Annotated in this window: 15 protein-coding genes; 6 read left to right on the forward strand and 9 right to left on the reverse strand. The window is 73.3% G+C overall.

Annotated features, from left to right (window positions below):
* Window positions 1-27: 27 nt before the first annotated feature.
* Window positions 28-1,623 (forward strand): hypothetical protein, encoded by a 1,596-nt coding sequence (locus AC57BS_RS18115; RefSeq protein WP_496412843.1) that lies wholly within the window; start codon window positions 28-30, stop codon window positions 1,621-1,623.
* Window positions 1,620-2,861: a polysaccharide biosynthesis protein gene (locus tag AC57BS_RS18120; protein WP_496412844.1), complete on the forward strand. Its 1,242-nt coding sequence runs from the start codon at window positions 1,620-1,622 to the stop codon at window positions 2,859-2,861. Before AC57BS_RS18115 ends, AC57BS_RS18120 begins: the two co-directional genes overlap by 4 nt.
* Here the strand turns inward: AC57BS_RS18120 and AC57BS_RS18125 are convergent.
* The 7 genes from AC57BS_RS18125 to imuA' are packed head-to-tail and all read right to left on the reverse strand — an operon-like array spanning window position 2,824 to window position 12,249.
* Window positions 2,824-3,603 carry a class I SAM-dependent methyltransferase gene (locus AC57BS_RS18125; RefSeq protein ID WP_496412845.1) on the reverse strand — a complete coding sequence of 260 codons (780 nt, stop codon included), beginning with the start codon at window positions 3,601-3,603 and terminating at the stop codon, window positions 2,824-2,826. The two genes, AC57BS_RS18120 and AC57BS_RS18125, sit on opposite strands and share 38 nt — an antisense overlap.
* Window positions 3,576-4,766, reverse strand: a complete 1,191-nt coding sequence (rffA, locus tag AC57BS_RS18130) for a dTDP-4-amino-4,6-dideoxygalactose transaminase (RefSeq protein WP_496412846.1) — start codon at window positions 4,764-4,766, stop codon at window positions 3,576-3,578. The genes AC57BS_RS18125 and rffA overlap by 28 nt, the downstream gene beginning before the upstream one ends.
* A 50-nt stretch (window positions 4,767-4,816) precedes the next feature.
* Complete coding sequence (locus tag AC57BS_RS18135; protein WP_496412847.1) at window positions 4,817-5,578, reverse strand: sulfotransferase family protein; 762 nt, start codon at window positions 5,576-5,578, stop codon at window positions 4,817-4,819.
* Window positions 5,575-6,525 carry a glycosyltransferase family 2 protein gene (locus AC57BS_RS18140; RefSeq protein WP_496412848.1) on the reverse strand — a complete coding sequence of 317 codons (951 nt, stop codon included), beginning with the start codon at window positions 6,523-6,525 and terminating at the stop codon, window positions 5,575-5,577. Before AC57BS_RS18140 ends, AC57BS_RS18135 begins: the two co-directional genes overlap by 4 nt.
* 57 nt (window positions 6,526-6,582) lie before the next feature.
* Window positions 6,583-9,978 carry an error-prone DNA polymerase gene (locus AC57BS_RS18145; RefSeq protein WP_496412849.1) on the reverse strand — a complete coding sequence of 1,132 codons (3,396 nt, stop codon included), beginning with the start codon at window positions 9,976-9,978 and terminating at the stop codon, window positions 6,583-6,585.
* Window positions 9,978-11,561 (reverse strand): DNA polymerase Y family protein, encoded by a 1,584-nt coding sequence (locus tag AC57BS_RS18150; RefSeq protein ID WP_496413228.1) that lies wholly within the window; start codon window positions 11,559-11,561, stop codon window positions 9,978-9,980. The genes AC57BS_RS18145 and AC57BS_RS18150 overlap by 1 nt, the downstream gene beginning before the upstream one ends.
* A 16-nt stretch (window positions 11,562-11,577) precedes the next feature.
* Complete coding sequence (imuA', locus tag AC57BS_RS18155; RefSeq protein ID WP_496412850.1) at window positions 11,578-12,249, reverse strand: DnaE2-dependent mutagenesis accessory factor ImuA'; 672 nt, start codon at window positions 12,247-12,249, stop codon at window positions 11,578-11,580.
* Between the two features lie 115 nt (window positions 12,250-12,364).
* On the opposite strand from imuA', the gene AC57BS_RS18160 reads away from it, so the two are divergent.
* Window positions 12,365-13,822, forward strand: a complete 1,458-nt coding sequence (locus AC57BS_RS18160; RefSeq protein ID WP_496412851.1) for a phospholipase D-like domain-containing protein — start codon at window positions 12,365-12,367, stop codon at window positions 13,820-13,822.
* Between the two features lie 17 nt (window positions 13,823-13,839).
* Here the strand turns inward: AC57BS_RS18160 and AC57BS_RS18165 are convergent, their stop codons facing one another.
* The gene (locus AC57BS_RS18165) at window positions 13,840-15,006 is read right to left on the reverse strand and encodes an endonuclease/exonuclease/phosphatase family protein (protein ID WP_496412852.1); all 1,167 of its coding nucleotides are present in this window, start codon (window positions 15,004-15,006) and stop codon (window positions 13,840-13,842) included.
* Between the two features lie 63 nt (window positions 15,007-15,069).
* Window positions 15,070-15,867: a SigB/SigF/SigG family RNA polymerase sigma factor gene (locus AC57BS_RS18170; protein WP_496412853.1), complete on the reverse strand. Its 798-nt coding sequence runs from the start codon at window positions 15,865-15,867 to the stop codon at window positions 15,070-15,072.
* Between the two features lie 234 nt (window positions 15,868-16,101).
* Between AC57BS_RS18170 and AC57BS_RS18175 the strand changes: the two genes are divergently transcribed.
* The 3 genes from AC57BS_RS18175 to AC57BS_RS18185 all read left to right on the forward strand — a co-directional run bounded on the left by AC57BS_RS18175 (window position 16,102) and on the right by AC57BS_RS18185 (window position 18,668).
* Complete coding sequence (locus tag AC57BS_RS18175; protein WP_496412854.1) at window positions 16,102-16,302, forward strand: hypothetical protein; 201 nt, start codon at window positions 16,102-16,104, stop codon at window positions 16,300-16,302.
* A 90-nt stretch (window positions 16,303-16,392) separates the two neighbouring features.
* Window positions 16,393-17,919 (forward strand): DUF3375 domain-containing protein, encoded by a 1,527-nt coding sequence (locus tag AC57BS_RS18180; RefSeq protein ID WP_496412855.1) that lies wholly within the window; start codon window positions 16,393-16,395, stop codon window positions 17,917-17,919.
* Window positions 17,916-18,668 carry a DUF4194 domain-containing protein gene (locus AC57BS_RS18185; RefSeq protein ID WP_496412856.1) on the forward strand — a complete coding sequence of 251 codons (753 nt, stop codon included), beginning with the start codon at window positions 17,916-17,918 and terminating at the stop codon, window positions 18,666-18,668. The genes AC57BS_RS18180 and AC57BS_RS18185 overlap by 4 nt, the downstream gene beginning before the upstream one ends.
* Window positions 18,669-18,670: the final 2 nt, after the last annotated feature.

Below are 18,670 nucleotides of genomic sequence, written 5' to 3' on the forward strand. Positions count from 1 at the left end.
GCCCGCGCCAGTCCGTAGGGTGTCCGCGTGTCCACTCGTCCCGACCGGCCCGACACCGACCGGCCCGACACCGACCGGCCCGACACCGATCGACGCAGTGGACTCGCGTGGCTGCGCTCCGGTGACCCGCTCGTCCTCGTGGTGGCCGCGGTGTCGGTGGTGGTCTACGTGCTGCACGGCTTCCACGGCGCCCTGACGCGCGACCTCGGCATCTACAGCTACGCCGGCCAGCAGGTCGCCGACGGCGTGCCTCCCTACGTCGGCGTCCTCAACCGCGCCGGCCCTCTGGCCCACGTGCTGCCGGGTGTCGGGGCGCTCGTCGCCCGCGCCGGCGGGCTCGACGACCTGGTCACGATGCGCGTGGTCTTCATGCTGATGGCCGCGGCGGCGGTGTGCCTCGCCTACCTGCTCGGCCGGGACCTCTTCCGCTCCCGGGCCGCCGGCCTGGTCACCGCGAGCGCGATGCTCGCCTTCCACGGGTTCATCAACTACGCGTCCAACGGACCGCGCGAGAAGACGCCGATGGCGCTGTTCGTCCTCGGTGCGCTGTGGGCGGTCACCCACCGCAGATGGTTGACCGCGGGCGTCCTGACCAGCCTCGCCACGCTCTGCCTGCAGACGGCCTTCTTCAGCACCTTCACCGCCGTGGTCGCCGCCGTCCTGCTGCTCGCGCACGGTGAGCGGCTGCGGTCGCTCGTCAAGGTCGCGGCCGGCGGTCTGGTGCCCGTCCTCGTCCTGGGCGTGTGGTTCGCCCTCGCCGGGTCGCTGCGCGCGACGTACGACGGCTTCTACGGGATCAACCGTCGCTACACCGTCCCCAACCCGCTGACCGCCGATCGCGAGCTGGTCTGGGAGGACCTGCAGGCGGCCTACGGGGTCTCGGTGTGGCTGCTGCTGGCCGGGCCGGTCCTCCTCGCGCTGGTCTCCCTCGCCGCGGCGTCGCGCCGCGCCCGGACCGCGCAGCCGGGGCTCGCCGTGCTGCCCGCGATGACCGCCGGCCTCGCCGCCGGGCTGTGGTGGATCCTCCAGGAGTACGACGCCTGGGCCGACCTGTTCCCGCTGCTGCCGTTCGCCGCGCTGGGCCTCGGGGCGGCGTACGCCGTGGCGGCCCACCGGCTGGCACCGAGGTGGCAGGCGGTGTCGGCGGCGGTGCTGGCCGGGGCCGCGGTGGTCATCGCGCTGGTCTACGCGGTGACGAGCAGCGACGACCTGCTCGACGACCAGCGCGAGGCGACGCGAGCGGTGCTCGCCACGCTCCCTGAGGGGGCGACGATCACCTCGGTCGAGGCGCCCCAGCCGCTGGTGCTCACCGGCCGCACGAACCCCACGCGCTACCAGATGTTCCGCAGCGGGCTCCAGGACTACATGGAGGACACGTGGCCAGGCGGGCTGGTCGGGTTCCAGGAGGACCTGGTCGCGGACGGCCCCGACCTCGTCGCGGTGGGGGAGTCGGTCTCGCGCCGCTGGCGCGCCTCGCTGCAGCCCGAGTACGTCTACGTCGGCAGCGCCCCGTTCTGGGACTGGTACGCCCGCGCCTCGCTGGGTGACGACACGATCGCGGACCTGCGGAACGCGGCGGGCTACGACGCCGACGACCCCTTGGCCGAGCCGTTGGTGCCATGAGCCGCGCACGCCCCTCCCGGCGCCGGGCCCCGCTCCTGCTCGCCGCCGGCTCGGTGGTGAGCGGGGTGCTGGCCTACGTGCTCTTCGCGCTCGTCACGCGCGGCCTCGGTGCGTCCGCCGCGGCGCCCGTCTCGGTGCTGTGGACGGTGTGGGCGCTCGCTGGCGCAGCCTTCACCTTCCCGCTGCAGCACTGGATCACCCGGTGTCTGACGGCCGATCGCGAGGCGGACGTACGGAGCTCGGCCGGCCGGGTCGGTGTCGTCGTGGCGGTCACGGCCGTGGCCGCCGGCGGGCTCACCTGGGTGGTCCGGGACCGCCTGTTCCACCGGGACGACGCGTGGTTCCCCGTGCTGGTCGCGCTGGTGATCGTCGGCTCGGCCGCCGTCGGCGTGCTCCGCGGCGGTCTGGCCGGACGGGGCCGGATGGCGGCGGTGGCGGGGAGCCTCGTCGCGGAGAACGCGGTGCGCTGCGTGCTCGTCGCCGTGCTGCTGCTGGCACAGGTGGACGACCCGGTCGCCCACGGGCTGTGCCTGGTGGCCGGGTCGCTGGTCGCGCTGTGGCCGGGCGCCTGGCGGTTCGACGCGGCGGGAGAGGGACAGTCCGGCTCGCTGGCGTTCCTGGGTGGCGCCGCCACCGCCCAGCTGCTCGCCCAGGGCGTGCTGACCGGGGGATCGGTGGTGCTGGCACTGCTCGGCGGCTCGCCCGCGCAGATCACCGCGATGTTCGCGACGCTCGCGTTGTTCCGCGCGCCCTACATGGTCGTGCTCGGCACCCTGCCCCAGGTCACCCACCACGTCACCGGGCTCGTCGTCGCGGGCGACCTCCGTACGCTGCGCTCGCTCGCGCGACAGCTGGCCGTGCTCGGCGCCGCGGCCGTGGCGCTGGGCGCGGTCCTCGGTCTGGTCGCCGGACCCCTGCTCGTGTCCGCGGTCTTCGGTGGCACCGTCGAGGTGGCCCCGGGCGTCGCCGGGGTGGTGGCAGCGGGCTGCGCGCTGGCCCTGGTCAACGTCGTGCTCATGGTGGGCGCCCTCGCGCTGGACCGCCCGGGCCGGGTCGCCGGCGCGTGGGGCGTCGCCGTCGTCGCCGGTGCGGTCGTGCTGGTTCCGACCGCGTTCGGGGCGGTCGAGCGCGTCGCCTTCGCGTTCCTCGCGGCCGAGGTCGTCGCGACCCTGCTCCTCGCGGTGGCGGCGTCGTCTGTGCTCAGGTCCGAGCGGGCGGGGCGGACGACGGCGGCTTGAGGGCCGCGACGAGCACGGACGAGCCGAAGGGCAGGTCGTGCCGGCGCAGGACGCGGGCCTCCGCACGGCACACGCCCGTGAGCGCCCGGTCGACACCGGGGGAGACCTCGGGAAGGCGCGCCTCGCCCGGGCGCGCCGGACGCAACCGCCGCCCCAGGCGTTCGGCGGCGAACAGCGGGAACACGCCCGCGAAGGCGTACGTCGCCCGCAGCACGTGCACGCCGGCGCCCTCCACCAGCTCGACGAACGCCGGTCGCGTGTAGCGGCGGTGGTGACCCGCCCGGACGTCGTGGTCCGACCACGCCCACTGGTAGGCGGGGACCGAGAGCAGCATCCGGCCGCCCGGCGCCAGCACGCGTACGAGCTCGGCGACGGCGCGGGCGTCGTCCGCACAGTGCTCGACCACGTCGAAGGCCGAGACCACGTCGAACGTCGCATCGGCGAAGGGCAGCTCGGTCGCCGAGCCGACCACCCCCTCGCCGGGACGCAGGCCCTCGGGGAACAGGTCGAGGCTCACGTGCTGCTGCGCGCCGCGCATCCAGCCGACGCTCGGTGCGTCGGCGCTGCCCACGTCGAGGGTGCGGCGCGGTGCGGCGAGGTGGGGAGACATAACGGCGTCGAGCAGGCCGGTCCGGGCGCGGTGCCACCAGTAGCCCTCGCAGCGCAGCGACGACGAGCCGGGCTGCGCCTCCACCCCGCCCACGGGCGCAGCACTCACCGGGTCGGCAGGGTCGCGCTGCACGCGTCGGCGAAGGTGGCCACGACCCGGTCGAGGTCGGGATCGGACAGGTCGTTGTAGAAGGGCAGGCGCAGCAACCGGTCGCTGACGTCCTGGGAGACCGGGCACTCGGTCGGCCGCACGGCGAACGCGCGTCCCGCATCGGAGGTGTGGAGCGGCTGGTAGTGGAACGTGGCCTGCACCCCGGCCTTGCGCATCAGCTCGAGGACGTCGTTGCGCCGATCGCGGTGCGGCAGCAGCACGTAGTACATGTGGTGGGCCGGCTGCCGGTCCTGCGGCACCCGCATCACCTCGAACTCCAGGTCCCCGGCGAGGGGCGCGAGCGCTGCCTCGTAGCGCTCGTGCAGGCGTCGGCGCCGTCCCTGGACCAGCTCACGCTGCTCGAGCTGGCCGAGGAGGTAGGCAGCCAGCACGTCGGAGAGGCCGAACGAGGAGCCGGTGTCCTTCCAGGTGTACTTGTCGACCTGGCCGAGCATGAACGCGTGGCGGTTGGTGCCCTTGTCGTAGAGGACCCGGGCCCGGTCGACGTCCTCCTCGTCGTTGAGGACCAGCGCGCCGCCCTCGCCACAGACGAAGTTCTTGGTCTCGTGGAAGCTCAGCGTGGCGTACCGGCCGAGGCTGCCGAGCGGCTCGCCGCGCCACGCGCCGAACAGCCCGTGCGCGTTGTCCTCGACCAGGCGCACCTCCGGCCACGCGGCCAGGACCTCGCGGATCCCCTCGACGTCGCACGCGACACCGGCGTAGTGGACGATCACGACGGCGCGCACGTGCTCGTCGAGCAGCGTGGCGAGGTGCGCCGGGTCCAGGCCGAGCGTCAGGGGCTCGATGTCGCAGAACAGCAGCCCCGCGCCCTGCCGCGCGAAGGCCAGTCCGGTGCTGGTGAACGTGAAGGACGGCACGATCACCGTGTCACCCTCCTGGAGGTCCATCAGCATGGCCGAGAGCTCGAGCGCGGCGGTGCACGAGGTCGTCATCAGCACCTCCGCCGAACCGGTGTCGGCGGCCAGGATCTCCGCGGTGCGCCGCGCGAAGGCGCCGCCCGAGGAGAGGTGGCCGCTCCTGACGGCCTCCTGCACGTGCTCGAGCTCGCGCCCCACCACCGACGCGACGTTGAACGGGACGTCCCGGAGCTCGCCCGGCTGGTCGTCGAACTGCTGCTGTGCCATCACCGGCACCTCGCTCTCGTCACGTCTCTGGTCACTGGTCCGGTCACGGCTCACGTCTCGACCTGCCACGGCAACGACCTCCCCAGCTGGTCGGCCAGGCGGGCGTTGCTCTCCTTGAAGTACCCCCTCAGCGTCTCTTTCACGCCTGGGTCCAGCGTCGGCACGTCGCCGGGGCTGGCATTGACCGCGCCGGCCGGGGGAGCAGGCGTACGTCCGGGGTCGAGGCCGAGGGCACCCACGAGCGAGGGCAGCACGCCGGGGCCTCCCAGCAGCTCCTCGAGGAAGAGCACATGGGTCGTCGTGGGGAACGCGGACATCCAGGGGGCGAGCTGCTCGGCGTAGCGCCCCCGGCGCACGTAGGCGAACGGGGACACCGACGACCGCTGGCGGTCCCACGGCTGGTCGTCGTGCAGGTCGGCGAGCAGGGCCTCCTCGAGGTCCCGGGTCTCGAGGCCGTTGGCGGTGCTGAACCGCCAGTGGGAGACCGCCCGGCGTACGGGGTCGCGCAGCAGCGCCACCACCTCCACCTCGCCCAGCATCCGAGCGGCCCGTTCCGGGGCGACCGGGTCCTCGAGGTAGCTCGTGCTCTTGTCGCCGAGCAGGTCCTCGTCGCGGGCGTGCGCGAACCAGGTGCGGTGGTACCACTCCGAGCCCCTCGCGGTCAGCGCGTCGTCGCAGAAGACCTTGGGCTCGGGCGGCGACGGGCTGGCCATGGCGACGTCCGGGTGGGCGCCCAGGCTCCGGGCCAGGAACGTCGTGCCGCACCGCTGCGCACCGACGACGAGGACGTGCCGGTGGTCGCACCCGGTCACGAGGACACCCGCCGCGCGACGTGGTAGGAGTGCACGGTGCTGACCGCGTTGAGGGTCCGCACGACGTACTCGCCCAGCATCGAGAGCAGCATGATCACGAAGCCGTTGAGGACGGCCAGCAGCACCGCGATCGTCGTCCACCCCGGCACCTCCGAGTCCACGAAGAGCGACCGGACGAGGTAGAAGAGGCCGAGGAGGAAGCTCCCGCCGGCCACCGCGAAGCCGACGCCCGCGGCCGCGCGCAGGGGGAAGACGGAGTAGCTGAACAGGATGGTCAGCACCAGCGAGGCGATGCGCCGCAGGCCGTAGTTGCTGGTGCCGACTGGGCGCGGGTCGTGGCGCACGAGCACGTCCGCCGGATTGCTCGAGAACATCAGCGCCTGGCCGGTGATGTAGGGGTGGGCGGTGCGAGCGCCGCAGATCCGATCCACGACGTCGCGGCGCAGGATGCGGAAGTTGGACACCGCGAGACCGGGCGGCTGGTCGAAGACGCGGCGGTTGATCATGCTGATCACCCGGCTGCCGAGCCGTCGGTAGCCCCTGGCCTGCTTGCGCTCGAAGCGGCCGAAGACGACGTCGTGGCCCTCCATCGCCTTCTCGATCAGCAGCAGGGCCTGGTCGGGCGGGTTCTGCAGGTCGTCGTCGAGGGTGATGACGAAGTCGCCCGTCGCCTCGCGCATGCCGGCCACGTTGGCGTGGTGCTGGCCGTAGTTGCGCAGGAGGTCGAGCGCGACGACGTGCGGCGACTGCCGCGCCCGCTCCGCGATGACCTCCCAGCTCGCGTCGCGGCTGCCGTCGTTGACGAGGACGACCTGGTGGCGCAGCCCCGCGCGCTCGAAGACCTCGAGGACGGCATCGATGGTGCGTCCGACCACGTCCTGGCTGTCGTAGACCGGGATGACGACGGAGTAGGAGTAGTCGGAGGCGTGCAGCGGGGTGTCGACCACCCGTCGAGCATAGGGTCCCGCGCTGACGCCCCGCCCCACCCCTCGGCGCAGGCCGGTTCAGCGGAAGTCACGGGACGAGGCCCGCGCCTGCAGCACCGCTCCGGCGCCCGGCACGACCACGTCGATGCCCTCCACCCGGTCGGCGACGAGGTTCGTGACGCCCTCGTTGCGCTCGAGGCGCCCGCGCACGACGACGGCGACCCGGTTGCGGGCGGCTTGCCGGTGCGCCTTCATCACCCCGATCGAGCAGACGACGTTGAGCATTCCCGTCTCGTCCTCGAGGTTGAGGAAGGTGACGCCCATCGCGGTGCCCGGTCGCTGCCGGTGGGTGACCAGCCCACCGACGCGGACCCGTCGGCCGGCCTCCGCCGTGGCGAGCTCGGCGACCGACCGGACGCCCGCGCGGCGCAGGTCCTCGCGCAGGTGCTCGAGCGGGTGCCGCTCGGGCGAGACGCCGGTGGCCCAGAGGTCGGCCAGGGTGATCTCCGGCTCGCTCATGCCGGGCAGGGTCGGCGCCTCGGCCGTCGGCGTCGAGCCGGCGAGGTGCCCGGCGCCCTCGGCGAAGCCGGCGGCCCACAGCGCCTCGCGCCGGCCGAGACCCCACGCGTCGAAGGCCCCGGCGGTGGCCAGCGCCTCCAGCTGCGCCGACGTGAGGCCGGCACGACGGGAGAGGTCGGTGATGCCGGTGAACCGCGCCTCCTCGCGCGCCGCGACGATCCGGTGCGCCACGTCCAGTCCGATGCCGCGCACCGAGTCCAGACCGAGGCGTACGGCGAGCGCGGCGTCGCGGCGGTGCGCGGGCACCGGGTCGGGGGTCCCCGGCACCCACTCGACCCGCTCGAAGCGGGGCCGGCAGCACGCCTCGAGCCCCGTGGGGGCGACCGGGCCCACCACGACCCCTTCGAGGTCGGCCTGGGCGGCGGACCGGGTGACGTCCGGGCGGCGTACGTCGACGCCGTGGCGCCGGGCGTCGCCGACCAGCGACTGGGGTGAGTAGAAGCCCATCGGCTGGTTGCGCAGCAGCCCGGCCAGGAAGGCCGCGGGGTAGTGCAGCTTGAACCACGACGAGGCGTAGACCAGCAGGGCGAAGGACAGCGCGTGGGACTCGGCGAAGCCGAAGTTGGCGAAGGACAGGATCTTGACGTAGATCGAGTCGGCCAGCTCGCCGGTGATCCCGCGTCGCTGCATGCCGGAGTAGAGCTTGGCCTTGACCGACTCGATGCGCTCGACGCCGCGCTTGGAGCCCATCGCGCGACGCAGCAGGTCGGCATCGTCGCGGCTGCAGTCGCCGAGCGTCACCGCCATCGCCATCAGCTGCTCCTGGAAGAGCGGCACGCCCTTGGTGCGCTCGAGCACGGGGATGAGCTCGGGGTGGTCGTAGGTGACCGGCTCCTGCCCGGTGGCGCGGCGTACGTAGGGGTGCACGGCCCCACCCTGGATCGGACCGGGACGGATGAGCGCGATCTCGATGGCGAGGTCGTAGAACTCGCGCGGTCGCAGCCGGGGCAGCGTGCCGATCTGGGCGCGGCTCTCGACCTGGAAGACGCCGATCGAGTCGGCGCGGCAGAGCATGTCGTAGACCGCGGGCTCCTCCTTGGGCATCGTCGCGAGGTCCCACTGCTCGCCGAGGTGCTCGGCGACCAGCCGCATCATGTGGTCGAGCGCGCCGAGCATTCCGAGTCCGAGCAGGTCGAACTTGACCAGCCCCATCGACTCGCAGGCGTCCTTGTCCCACTGGAGCACGGTGCGCTTGTCCATGCGGGCCCGCTCGATGGGGCAGACCTCGCCGATCGGGCGCTCGGTGAGCACCATCCCGCCGGAGTGGATGCCGAGGTGACGCGGCGCTCCGAGCAGCTCCTCGGCGAGCGCCACGACCGGGGCAGGGACGTCGTGGGCGTCGGGGTCGCCCTGGTCGCCGGCCACCACCGACTTCCAGCCGTCGATCTGCTTGGACCAGGCGTCCTGCTGGCCGGGGGAGAAGCCCAGGGCCTTGGCGGCGTCGCGCACCGCCATGCGGGGGCGGTAGGCGATGACGTTGGCGACCTGTGCGGCGTTGCGGCGGCCATAGGTGTCGTAGACCCACTGGATGACCTCCTCGCGCCGGTCGGAGTCGAAGTCGACGTCGATGTCGGGCTCCTCGTCACGGTGCGCGGAGATGAACCTCTCGAACGGGAGCTTGTAGAAGACGGCGTCGACGGCGGTGATGCCGAGGGCGTAGCAGACCGCGGAGCTCGCGGCCGACCCGCGGCCCTGGCACAGGATCCGGCGCTCGCGGGCGAACGCGACGATGTCGTGGACGATGACGAAGTAGCCGGCGAAGTCCTTCTCGCCGATGACCCGCAGCTCGTGCTCGAGCCGCTCGCGGGCCTCGGCCTCGTGGGGCACCCCGGCGTACCTCTCGGCGAAGCCGCGCTCGGCCAGCACCCGCAGCCACGAGTCGGCGGTGTGACCCTCGGGGATCTGACGCTTGGGCAGCGCCGGGGAGGCCTTGCGCAGGTCGAAGGCGAGCTCGTCGGCGAGCGAGACGCTGCGGGCGACGGCGGTCGGGTACGCCGCCAGCGCGGCGGCGGTCTCGGCTCCGCTGCGCAGGTGGGCCGAGCCCGACAGGTCGAGCCAGCCGTCGAGGTCGGCGAGGCTGCGGCGGGCGCGTACGGCCGCCATCGCCGAGGCCAGCCGGTGTCGCTGCGGGGTCGCGTGGTGGACGTTGCCGGCCGCGACGACGTCGAGGCCGTGGACGCCGGCGAGCCGCGCCAGTGAGGCGTTGGCCGCGTCGGCGCCGGGACGCGGCGACAGCTCGACGAGGACGTGCTCGAGGCCGAAGAGCGACGTCAGCCGGTCGAGGGCCTCGGCGGCCGCGGCCTCGCCACCGGCCGCCAGCGCCTGCGGGACGGTGCCCTTGCGGCAGCCGGTGAGCACGACCCAGTGCCCGCGTCCCCGGTCGCCGAGCTCGTCGAGGTCGTAGACGGGCCGGCCCTTCTCGTCGCCACGCAGGTGCGCGTCGGTCATGGCCGCGGCGAGCCGGTGGTAGCCCTCGACCCCGCGCGCGAGCACCAGCAGGTGGCTGCCCTCGGGGTCGGGCGCACCGGCTTGCGGCGCGGTGAGGCCGAGGGACAGCTCCGCCCCGAAGACGGTGGGCAGGTCGTGGACCGCGGCGGCCTCCGCCAGCATCGGCGCGGCGTAGAACCCGTCGTGGTCGGTGACGGCCAGCGCGTGCAGTCCGAGGCGTACGGCCTCCTCGACGAGCTCGGTGGGGGAGCTGGCGCCGTCGAGGAAGCTGAAGTGGCTGTGGCAGTGCAGCTCGGCGTAGGGCGTCACCACGGTGGGCCGCTCGATCGCCTGGGGCGTCACCGCGGCGCGCTTGCGCCGCGACACGGGCGCGTCGTCGGCCCCCGGGAGGCCACTGAGCCGTCGCTCGAGCTCCTTCCAGTGCATGGCGGGGTTGTTCCAGCCCATCAGTCGTACCCCGCTTCCAGCGCCCAGCCGCCGGGCGCTCGCACGAGCAACCAGGCGCGCCCGTCGGCGCCGACGACCTGGAAGCGGGCCGTGGGTCCGGCCCCGCCCGACCACCAGCCCTCGTCGACCGGCCACGGCCCGGCCCACGCGCTCACGGGCTGCCAGGGCAGACCTTGCCCGTCGCCGGTGTCGCCGACGCGGAAGCGGCGCGGCTCGCCGGACACGACGCCGCGGTCGGTGACCCGCACGTCGCGCCCCGCGTGGTCCACGACCTCGGCGACGGGTGGCGCCGCGAAGACGCGCACCGGCGCCGGCCCCGGGACCCGACCCGGCCACGGCCGGTCGACCGGGCGCAGGTCGACCGCGCGCTCGCCCCACGGCACCAGCGCCTGCCTCGCCGCGGGGCTGCGGCCCCCCTGCAGCACCGGTCGCTGCACGGCGTCGAAACCGACCATGCCCTGCACCCGGGCGACGCCGCGCTCCACGAGGTCGTCGGACGCCGACCCCCACAGCGCCTCGCCGTGCGCGGCGGCGGGCTCGACCACCTCGGGCACGAACCGGACCCGGTCGATCGGGGCGCGCACCCTGCCGGTGTCCTTGCGGGCGCGCAGGGAGCCGCCGGCCCCGCTCGTGGAGCCCGCCGACTGCAGCTGCCAGTGCACCCGGTCGACCAGGTCGCGGGCACCGAAGTGGCGCGGGTGCAGCCAGGTGCGCGACGAGCACACCACGCCCTCCGACTCGGCCTCGACGCGCACACCGGTGGCGACAAGCTGGTGGTGGGCCAGCTGGGTGACGAACCGCTCGGCGGTGGTGCGCACGCTGAAGGTGATCGCCTCCACCGAGTCGAGGGGAGGCTCGAAGGACACGTCGGCATCGAGCTCGGGGGGAGGCGTACGCGCGGCGAAGAGGTCGCGGTCCGCACCGCGCGCACGCCGGTGCACGGAAGCGCCGTGGACGCCGAGACGCTGCTCGACGGCCTCGGCGGGCAGGCCCGCGAGGTCTCCCAGCGTGCGGAGGCCGAGGCGCTGCAGCAGCCCGACCAGCTCGCGACCGCGCGGGCCGTCATCAGCGAGCACGTGGACCGGCAGGCCCCGCAGGAAGGCCGGGGACCCGCCCTCGGGCACCACGACCCACTGCTGCACCTCGGCGGTGCGCGCGGCCTGCTCGGCGGTGAAGAGGTCGTCGGCGATGCCGATCCGGACGTCCCAGACCTCTGCCTCCACCAGGGCCTGGCAGACGGTCGCGGCGGCATCGGCCTCGGTGCCGTACCAGCTGCCCGGGGCGCGGACGGCGAGCAGGCCCGGGCGCAGCGCGGCCACTCCGGGGCGGAGGTCCTCGACCGTCGCGAGGACCGGCTCGAAGGCGCGGGCGTCGCGGTCGGGGTTGGCGCGCAGCAGCAACAGCTCGGGGCACCGGGCCTGGGCGTCACGGCGGCGCTGGCCGCGGCGTACGCCCTCGGTCCTCGCCGGGCCGTTGCACACCTCCACCACGTTGGCGGAGAGCACCGCGGCGGGGGAGCGCGACGACCTCCCGGCCTCCTCGAGGGCGGCGACCACCGACCAGTCGGGGCACCACACGACCATCACCCTCACGGGTCGCTCACCCGGACGCCCGCCGTGCCTCGCGCACCTCGGTCGCGCACACCTCGGGCCAGGCCAGGTCCGCGCGCGCGGGCGGGCGCGCGCCGCGACGCACGACCACCCGGGCCCGACGCTCCAGCAGCTGCCCGGTGCCGGACACCGGACCGCTCCAGCTCGACTCCTCGACGCTCAGCCGGGCCTCGGCCCGCGGCCAGGCGCCGTGGACGACCAGCGCCGCGGACCGGGTGCGCAGGCGGGAGTCGAGGATCCCCGCCGTGCGCTCGTCGACGGAGGCAGGGGGTCGCAGGACCACCACGCGGAGCACGTCGACCAGCGCGGCCGTCACCTCCAGCCAGTGCTCGCCGGGGTCGGGCACCAGCACCGTGCGCGCGAGCTCGATCCCCAGCTCGGCGGCGGCCTCCGCACCGAAGTCGGTGCAGCCGGCGAAGCCGACCCACTCGCCGGCCCGCGACGCCCCGGCGGCCAGGGCGAGCGCCAGCGAGGCCGAGTCGACGGCGTAGGTCGACCCGGCGTGCAGCGGGACCAGGTCCGCGATGCCGGGCAGGGTCGGGACCGGCTCGAGGGCGGGCTTGCGCTCCATCGCCGCCACCCGCTCGCGCAGCTGCTCGACGACCGATCGCCCGGGGTCGAGCCCCGGTGCGCGGGCGGTGACGGAGCGGGCGGAGGACATGTCCCCATGATCGAACATGCGTTCGAACGAGTCAAGCGGAGTGCCACGGTGGGGTGGACGCGGGCGCGGCGTCGGGCGGGGCGTCGCCGGCACGCCTATGCTGACACGGCTCACCGTGGATGGGGGACTGGTCGTGAAGAAGCTGTCGATGCTCGTGGGGAGCATCTGCCTGGTGCTGGCGACCTCGCTGGGAGGTGCCGTCCCCGGGGCGGCCGCCGAGCAGCCCGGGCCGGTGGCGGAGAAGCCCGCGGCGTCGAAGAAGTGGAAGGCGCCCAGCGGGCCCTTCTTCAACGACCCGCACCGCGCGAAGGGCCACTTCCGGATCGAGCGCAGGGTCATCGACACCATCGACCGCACGCGCAAGGGCGCCACGATCCGGATCGCGATCTACTCCCTGGACCGGATGAATGTGGCGCGCGCCCTCGTGGCGGCCCACCGGCGCGGCGTCAAGGTGCAGATGCTGCTCAACGACCACTGGGAGAACGCGGCCGTGCGGACGGTCCGCGCCGAGGTCGGCAAGGACCCACGGCGCAACAGCTTCATCTACAAGTGCCGGAAGAGCTGCCGGGGGGCGGCCAACGACTTCAACAACCTGCACTCCAAGTTCTACCTCTTCAGCCAGGCGGGTCGGTCCGAGGACGTCGTGGCCGTGGGGTCGGCCAACATGACTCGCAACGCCGCGATCCACCAGTGGAACGACCTCTACTTCACCGACGGCGACCACGAGCTGTTCCGTCAGTTCGTCGGGCTGTTCAACGACATGCGCAAGGACCACGACACCCGCCAGGAGCCGATCGCCTTCTGCGGCACCGCGCTCACCGGTGTCTGCGACGACTCGATCGACAAGCACACGGTCGTCGCGTTCCCGCGGGCGTCCGGGCCGAAGAACGACCTGGTGCTGACCATGCTCGACCGGGTCCAGTGCCGGACCGTCGACCCGGTCACCGGCAAGGTCACCCGCACCCGACTCGCCCTGTCGATGCACACCATGCGCGGCGCCCGCGGCGACTACCTGGCCGAGGCCATCCGGCAGAAGTGGGTCCAGGGCTGCGACGTGCGGGTCACGTACGGCCTCATCGGCTACCACACGAAGGGCGTCATCGCCGCCCCGACCAAGCGCGGTCGCATCCCGCTCCGCTCGACCGGCATGGACTACGACCTCGACGACAACTTCGACCTCAACAACGACGGCATCGACGACCTCATCCTCGACTACTACAGCCACCAGAAGTACCTGATAGTCCAGGGCACCTACAACGGCGTGCCGGACTCGTCGATGGTGCTGACCGGCTCGGTCAACTGGTCGAGCCTGAGCACCGCCAACGACGAGGTCTGGTTCACCGTGCGCGGTGCTGTCGTGGCGAAGAAGTACCTGGCGAACTTCAACTACCAGTGGGACAACACCCGCAACACCCGCAACGCCTACACCACGACGTACGCCAACTTCCGCGTGCGGCGCACGGTGACCGACCCGGACGGGACGACCCGCACGGTCTGGCGGACCGTGCGGCGCCCCGTCACCACCGTCGAGCGTGACCCCTACCTGAAGGGCCCCTACTGGGAGGACGACTGAAGTCCACCCAGGTCGACTCAGCGTCGCGCGGGGAACACCAGTCGGGCCACCACTCCGGCGTGGTCCGAGGGCCACAGGCCAGATGCGGTCCTGTCGTCGGGGTCGCTGCCGACGATGCGCGCGCGGGCGGCCTTGACGTCCGTGCTGTGCAGGACGAGGTCGATCCGCGAGGTCAGCGGGTCGGTGGGGTCGGTGAGCGTCGCGTCGAAGCAGCACGTGTTGCCGGGGTCGCCGGGGTGGGTCCGCGGCCACGCGTCGGCGCCCACGCCGGCCAGCAGGAGCGAGTACGCCGGGGCGTCGGGGGCACGTGAGTTGTAGTCGCCGACGTAGACCATCGGCAGCGCGCCGATCAGGGACGCCAGGTCCGCCTGCCCGGCGAGGAGCTCGCGCGTCTGGGCGACCCGGAGCTGCTCGGCATCGAGACCCGGGAGGCCAAAGGCCTCGAGGTGGGAGTTGACGAACCGGAACGACGCCTTGCCGACGCCCACGTCCGCCGAGCCCCAGCCGCGGGCGACCGGTAGCAGCCCCCCGCCGACGGGGAAGCGGATGATCGACTGGAACGTCCCCGTGCGGGCGTTGGTCGTCCGCACGTCGTCGCGGGCGATGATCACGTCACGGTCGGCCAGTCGCACCGCGCGCGTCGGGAACGTGGCCGTGGGGCTGGCCAGGACCGGGATGGGTGGCGAGGCGAAGTTGTGCGCGGTGGCGCCGGCGACCTCGCGGTAGTCGGCACCGCGGTCGGCCAGCGCGTCGAGCAGCAGGTCGAGGAAGTCGTACGCGACGGTCGGGTCGCTCGCGACGCCGGTCGCCGGGTTGTAGGCGAACGTCGTCCAGGTCGTCACCTCCTGGAGGCCGACCACCGCCGGATCGGCGGCGACGATCTCGTCCGCCATCGCGGCCATCCGCTCGGCCGGACGGGTCGCCTGGACCGCGGCCCAGGTCTGCGTGGCCGCGCCCACGATCGCGGTGTTGTTGCCGCTGCCGAGCGCTGCCAGGACGGGGCCGAGCTCAGCGCCGAGGTAGAGGTTGCGCGTCATCACCGTGGCCGTACGCGCTGGTGTACCGGCCGCCTCCGCCCCGGGCGGACCCGCATGGACGCTCGCGCTCGGCACCAGGGCGGTGCCGAGTGCGAGGGCGGAGGCGAGGAGGCCGATGAGGACGTGGTGGCGGCGCGGTCCGGTCATCCTCGGACCGTGGCACCCCCGCTGTCGGTGGGCAAGCCCCAAATCGGGGACAGATCCTTCCGCCTAGGCAGCAGGGAGGGTCTCGGTGAGCCCGGCGCGCAGGCGGGCGAGGACGCGCGTCAGGATCCTGGAGACCTGGGCCTGCGTCAGCCCGACCAGGTCGGCGATCTCCTGCTGCGTGTGCTCGTCCACGAAGCGCCACTGGAGGATGCGCCGTTCGCGATCGGACAGCTCGCTGACGGCGGTGCCCAGCACGAGCCTGGCCTCCACCGAGGCCAGGCCGGAGTCGTCCCACCCGAGCAGGTCGGCGATCGTGTCGGTGCCGTTGCCCGTGGGGCTGTCGATGGAGCACGGCCGGAAGCAGCCCGCGGCGGAGAGTGCCTCGATGACGTCCTCGAGGTCGGCGTCGAGGTGGGCGGCGACCTCGGTGGGGCGGGGGGAGCGACCCAGCCGTGCCTCGAGGTCGGGCTGGGCGCGCCGGATGCGCGCCTGCAGGTCCTGCACCCGGCGGGGGACGCGGATCATCCAGCCGGCGTCGCGGAAGTGGCGGCGCAGCTCCCCGCGGATGGTCGGGACGGCGTACGCGAGGAAGTCGTGCCCGGCCGAGGCCTCGAAGCGCTGCGCAGCCTTGGTGAGTCCGACGAGGGCGACCTGCTGGAGGTCCTCGAGCTCGATGCCGCGGTTGCGGTAGCGGGCCGCCATCGACCGTGCCATGGAGACGTTGGCCTCGATCAGCTCGTCGACCAGGGCTTGCCGGTCGGTGGCAGAGATCGTGTCCCGCAACCCCGCGACCACGCTCGTCGTACGCGTCGCGCGCGCCTTGCTGCGGATGGGGATCGGGGGCATCGCGAGGGTGGTCACGAGGTCTCCTTCAGGCCGAGGGTCGCTGGTCGCTGCGCCGCTGGGTGGCGCAGGACGATCCTGTCCGGAGCGGATCTCGGTCCGACAGCCGAAAAGCGAAGACCTTGGACAAACAGTGGACAGAGGTGCGTCAGGCAAAACTTGACGCATCTTCCCCTGGGGTCGGTCGGAGCTCGTGCATCCTTGTCGGCAGCGAGTGGCGTGGGGCCTCTCGCGGCAGCAGAGGAGGGGACCATGAGGGACGAGGTACGAGACCACCTGACGGCAGCGGGTCAGCGCATCGTGTACGCGGACATGCTGCGGCAGGACGCGCTCACGGAGGTACGTGCACTGCTGGACAGGCGTGGCGAGGACGTGTCGATCGCCGACGCCGCCCGGTTCACGGCGCTCCCGGAGCCCGAGCTGCGGCGGCTGCTCGACGAGACGTCAGGCTGATCGGCTGGGCCACCCGCTCCCCGTGCTGCCCGCGCCCTTTGTCATGCTTGCGCACCGAACACAGGCAGGCAGGGAGCGGGGGACCGGGCGTTGAGCGAGATCGCTGGTGAGCTGGCGCGCGTGAAGGGCGCGTTCGCGCAGCCCACGCTGACGCTCCTCCACCAGCGCCAGGCGCCCGTGGTGATCACCATCTTCCGCACGGCCTTCGGCCGCAACAACAATCCGATCCCGACGGCCCGCCTGCACACGCAGGTCGAGGAGCACCTCGACGCGATGCGGCTGGCGGGCGAGCAGGACGTCCCGACCGGCACCGGGCGCGAGATCTGTCAGCGTTGGATGCGCGGCCAGTGGCTGGTGCGCTCGCTCGACGAGGCGGGGCACGAGGTCTACGCGCTGACCTCGCACGCCCAGCAGGCGCTGGAGCTGGTGAAGAACCTGGCCCGGGACCGGGCCACGCTCAGCGAGCACCGCGTCGCGACCATCCTCGGCACGGTCCGGCGCTTCAACTCCGAGGCCAACCCGGACCGCACCGCGCGGGTCACGATCCTCAACGAGGAGATCGCGCGGCTGCGCGTGGAGCGCGACCGCCTGGTCGACGGCGGCGACCTGGAGGGCGCGACCGAGGACTACATGCTCGAGGGGTTCACCGAGCTGCTCTCGCTGATCTCCGCGCTGCCGAGTGACTTCGCCCGGGTCGAGGAGCGGTTCGCGACCATCCGCTCGGAGATCCTGTCGGCGTTCCGGGCCGAGGACCGGCCGGCCGGCGAGGTGATCGACGACTACCTGGCCCGCGCCGACGCGCTGATGACCGCGACCCACGAGGGTCGCGCCTTCGAGGGCGCGTTCGCGCTGCTGCGCGACGACGCCCTCGTGACGCAGCTGCGCGAGGACCTGACCGACCTGCTCGAGCACCCGCTCTCGGACGGCATCCTCAGCGACGCCGACCGCGCCGAGCTGCGCGGCACGGTGCGGCTGGTGCGCGACGGCCTCGACCGGGTCCTCGCCCAGCGCTCCCGCGTGACGGCCACCTTGAAGGAGTACATCGTCTCCCACGACGCGGCCCGCGACCGCGAGCTCGAGCAGACCCTGCGGCAGGTGGAGGCCGAGCTGATGACCTGGATGGCGACCACCGGACCGCGGGCCACCCACGACGTGGCGCTCCTGCCCGCCCGAGCGGGCGTCGAGCACCTCCGCGAGCGGTTCCACGACCCCGCCGACGACGTCCTCCCGGACCGCATCAGCACCCCCGACCCGGCCCTCGCACCGCCGGTCTCGCTCGCGGAGCTCGTCGCGCAGGGCGGACCCAGGCTCGCGACCCTGCGCGAGCGCCTCGACGCCGCGACGACCTCGCTGCTCCCGGTCGCGTCCCTCGGCGCCCTGTTCGACGAGCTGGAACCGTCCCTGCGCCGTCCGGTCGAGATCTTCGGCCTCCTGCACCTCGCTGCCGACCGCGAGTGGGCGGCCGAGGAGTCGGTGGAGCCGTTCGAGGCCGTACGCCCCGACGGCAGCAGGCGGACCTTCGCCGTGCCGCGCACGCCACTGCCCGACCCCGACCTCCCACCGACCCAGCACCCGACCGAGCACCCCGCCCAGCGCGAGACGGAGAAGCACGCATGAGCGTCGACACCCACCCGGAGATCGACGGCGGGATCGACGGCGAGATCGTCGACGACGAGCTGCTCGACGACTCGGTGTCCCTCTTCGAGGGAGACGAGGGCGGCCTGGAGTACGCGCAGCGGCGCGCCCTGGTGACGCTGCTCAAGCAGCGCTTCATCAGCGCGCGCACCCACCCGCGGGACTGGACGGTGCTCGTCGAGCACGAGCGCCTGATCCGCTCACGGCTCAACGACCTCTTCCTCGACCTCCAGGTCGACCGCGCCCGCGAGGTCGCGTGGAAGAGGCAGGCGACGTCCGAGACCGGCGGCCGCTTCCCGACGATGCTCTACGACGCCGCCTGGTCGCGCGAGGAGACGCTCGTGCTGGTCCACCTGCGTGACCGGCTCCGCGCCGGGCTCGCGAGCGGCGACGTCCGGGTCTTCGTCGACCGCGAGGACATCGTCGGCTACGTCGCCAGCTTCCGCCCCGCCCATGCGACCGACGTGGCAGGCGACGAGAAGCGGGCCCGCAACGCGGTCGCGAGCGTCGTCAAGGCCGGGCTGCTGATCCCCACCGGGACCGACGAGCGCTTCGAGATCAGCGAGGCCGTGGAGCCGCTGATCCCGCTGGAGCTCCTCCAGGAGCTCCTCGAGGCGCTGGTGGCGGCCAACGACAGCGAGGTCCCCGAGCCCGACGAGCCGGCCGACCTCTTCGACGACGACGCGGACCCGGATGGCGCGACCGCCGGCGATGGGGCAGGGGAGCAGTGAGC

The sequence above is a fragment of the Nocardioides sp. BGA-UO-ETr-FS32 genome, from assembly GCF_059567905.1.

Bases quoted from the DNA above. Each gene is read 5' to 3' on its own strand.
- AC57BS_RS18120 (WP_496412844.1), top strand. From the start codon at position 1,620: ATGAGCCGCGCACGCCCCTCCCGGCGCCGGGCCCCGCTCCTGCTCGCC.
- rffA (WP_496412846.1), bottom strand. From the start codon at position 4,766: ATGGCACAGCAGCAGTTCGACGACCAGCCGGGCGAGCTCCGGGACGTC.
- AC57BS_RS18145 (WP_496412849.1), bottom strand. From the start codon at position 9,978: ATGGGCTGGAACAACCCCGCCATGCACTGGAAGGAGCTCGAGCGACGG.
- AC57BS_RS18150 (WP_496413228.1), bottom strand. From the start codon at position 11,561: ATGGTCGTGTGGTGCCCCGACTGGTCGGTGGTCGCCGCCCTCGAGGAG.
- imuA' (WP_496412850.1), bottom strand. From the start codon at position 12,249: ATGTCCTCCGCCCGCTCCGTCACCGCCCGCGCACCGGGGCTCGACCCC.
- AC57BS_RS18165 (WP_496412852.1), bottom strand. From the start codon at position 15,006: ATGACCGGACCGCGCCGCCACCACGTCCTCATCGGCCTCCTCGCCTCC.
- AC57BS_RS18175 (WP_496412854.1), top strand. From the start codon at position 16,102: ATGAGGGACGAGGTACGAGACCACCTGACGGCAGCGGGTCAGCGCATC.
- AC57BS_RS18185 (WP_496412856.1), top strand. From the start codon at position 17,916: ATGAGCGTCGACACCCACCCGGAGATCGACGGCGGGATCGACGGCGAG.